The sequence below is a fragment of the Streptomyces diastatochromogenes genome (genome assembly GCF_002242805.1).
GTDB lineage: Bacteria > Actinomycetota > Actinomycetes > Streptomycetales > Streptomycetaceae > Streptomyces > Streptomyces diastatochromogenes.
The window spans coordinates 91,998-94,989 of the sequence record NZ_MCGQ01000058.1 but is presented as its reverse complement, the minus strand read 5'-3'; the positions used below and the strand labels follow the sequence as shown (position 1 = coordinate 94,989).

Here is a 2,992-nt window from a genome sequence, read left to right as displayed (position 1 = left end):
ACCTCGACCAGATGCCGGGCGAACAGGGCGCCGAGGCCGCCGGTGCCGCCGGTCACCAGGACCGCGCCGGTACCGAGCGGGGCGGTGGCCGGGGCGGCGCCGGTGGTGCCGCGTACCAGGCGGGGTGCGCTGAACGTGCCGTCGCGCAGGGCGAGTTGGGGTTCTGCGGTGGCGAGGGCGGCGGCCAGCAGCGGGTCGTCGGCGGGCAGGTCGGTGTCGGCGTCGAGCAGCACGATCCGGCCGGGGTGCTCGGACTCCGCGGACCGCGCGAGGCCCAGGACGGGCGCGGCGGCCAGGTCCGGTACGGCCTCGCCGGGCACGGTGGCGACCGCGCCGCGGGTGACGACGAGCAGCCGTGCGCCGTCGAGCCGGGGGTCGGCGAGGAAGCGCTGGAGCAGGTCCAGGAAGGCGGTGACCGTCCGGTGCGCGGCGGCCGGCAGCTCGTCCGCTCCGGCCGCGGCGAGGCGCTCGGCACGGACCAGCAGGACGTCCGCCTCCGGCAGGTCGTCGCCCGTCACCTCCGCTGTGTGCGACTCCCCTGCGGCGGGCGTCGGCACCGGGGTCCACCTGACCTCGTACGGTGTGGCGTCGCGGCCGGGGGCGGAGGCGGCCAGGCGGTCCGCCGGGATGGGGCGCAGGGACAGGGCGTCCAGGGAGACGACGGGGGCTCCGGTCGGGTCGACGGCCGTCAGCGTGTACGTGTCGGGGCCGGCCGGGGTGATACGGACCCGCAGCGAGGTCGCGCCGGTGGCGTGGATACGGGTGCCGGTCCACGCGAACGGCAGCCGGATCCCGTCGGCCGCCGTGCCGTCGGCGGCGTGCAGCACCAGCGGATGCAGCAGGGCGTCGAACAGCGCGGGGTGGAGGCCGAACCGCTCGGCCGCCGCATGCTGTTCGGCGGGCAAAGCGACCTCGGCGTACAGGTCGTCCCCGGCCCGCCACAGGCCGGTCAGGCACTGGAAGGCGGGGCCGTACCCGTAGCCGAGCGCACCGAGGCGGTCGTACACCCCGTCCAGGTCCTGGGCGGCGGCCCCGGCGGGCGGCCACGGGCCGGGCAGGGCCGGGGCGTTGCCGCCGTCGACCGCGTGGGCGGCGCCGAGGACGCCGGTGGCGTGCCGGGTCCACTCCTCCGGCGCTCCGGCGGCGGTCTCGGGCCGGGCGTGGACGGTGAAGCTCCGCTCACCGGACGGTCCGGGGGCGCCGACGGCGACCTGGACGCGTACCGGGGTGTGCTCCGGCAGGAGCAGCGGGGCCTCCAGGGTCAGCTCGTCGACCCGGTCGGTGCCGGTACGGCCGGCCGCGGCGAGGGCCAGTTCGAGGAAGGCGGTGGCGGGCACCAGGACCGTGCCGCCGATGGCGTGGTCGGCGAGCCAGGGGTGGGTGTCGGTGGAGAACCTGCCGGTGAGCAGCACGTCGTCGCGCCCGGCGAGGTCGACGGCGGTGTGCAGCAGCGGGTGCCCGGCCGGGTCGAGGCCGAGGGCGCGCGTGTCGGACGGGCTCTCGGGCGCGAGCCAGAAGCGGCTGCGCCGGAAGGCGTACGTCGGCAGGTCGACCCGCCGTCCGCCGGGGTGGAAGGTGGTGCCGTCCAGCGGGGCCCCGTGCGCCCAGGCGCGGGCCAGCCCGCCGGTGAGGGTGTCGCGCTCGGGGTGGCCCGCCCGCATCAGCGGTACGGCCGTGACGTCGTCGCCGAGGGCGGAGCGGGTGAGTGAGGTCAGCACCGGGTCGGGGCCGGCTTCGACGAAGACGGTGGCGCCCAGCCGCGAGAGGGTGCGGACGGCGTCGAGGAAGCGCACCGGCCGGCGGATCTGGGCCGCCCAGTAGCCGGGCGAGGTCAGCTCCGCGACGGTGGCGACCTCACCGGTGACGGTCGAGACGAGGGGGATGCGCGGCACGTGGAAGGTGAGGCTCTCGGCGACCGCGTGGAACTCGTCCAGGACGTCGTCCATGTGCGGCGAGTGGAAGGCGTGGCTGACCTGGAGCCGGCGGGTGCGGCGGCCGCGGGCGCGCCAGCGCTCGGCGAGGTCCGTCACGGCGTCCTCGTCGCCGGACACCACCACGGAGGCGGGCCCGTTGACTGCGGCGAGCGCGAGCCGTCCGGTCAACTCTTCGAGATCGGGAGCGAGTTCGGCCTCCTCGGCCTCGATGGCGACCATGGCGCCGCCGGCCCGGGCGGACTGCATCAGCCGGCCGCGCGCGGCGACCAGCCGGGCGGCGTCGGGCAGCGTGAGCACGCCGGCCGCGTGGGCGGCGGTGACCTCGCCGATGGAGTGTCCGGCCAGCAGGTCGGGCATCAGGCCGTGGTGTTCGGCGAGCCGGAACAGCGCGGTCTCCACCGCGAACAGCGCGGGCTGGGTGTACGCGGTGGCATGCAGCAGCGTGGCCAGGGGGCTGTCGTCGGCGGCGAACAGCACGTCGTGCATCGGGTGTTCGAGGTACGGGTCAAGGGCGGCGCAGGCCTCGTCGAGCGCCGCGGCGAACACCGGGGAGGCGGCGTGGAGTTCGCGGCCCATGCCGAGCCGCTGTGCGCCCTGCCCGGTGAACAGGACCGCGGTGCGGCCCGCACCGGCGGCGCTGCCGTCGATCACGGCGGGCGACGGCTCGCCCGCGGCGAGCGCGTCCAGTGCGGCCGTCAGTTCCTCGGGCGTGCTGCCGGTGAGCACGGCCCGCTCGGGCAGGGCGGTGCGGGTGGCGGCGAGGGAGTGGCCGATGTCGGCGGGCAGGGCCGTACCGCCGGCCACGTGGGCGCGCAGCCGTTCGGCCTGGGCGGAGAGTGCTTCCCGGCTGTGCGCGGACAGCAGCCAGGGACCGGCCGAGTCAGGCGCGTCGGGCGCAGGCTGCTCCTGCTCGGGTTCCTCGATGATGACGTGGGCGTTGGTGCCGCTGATACCGAACGACGACACACCGGCCCGGCGCGGCCGGTCCACGCGCGACCACGCCCGCTCCTCCGTCAGCAACTCCACCGCACCGCTCGACCAGTCGACCATGGGCGTCG

1 protein-coding gene is annotated in these 2,992 nt (G+C 76.8%); it reads right to left on the bottom strand.

Annotation, left to right across the window (positions count from 1 at the left end; genetic code table 11):
* A partial coding sequence (locus BEK98_RS49685) for an acyltransferase domain-containing protein (protein WP_208643402.1) occupies window positions 1-2,992 on the bottom strand: 2,992 nt, incomplete at both ends.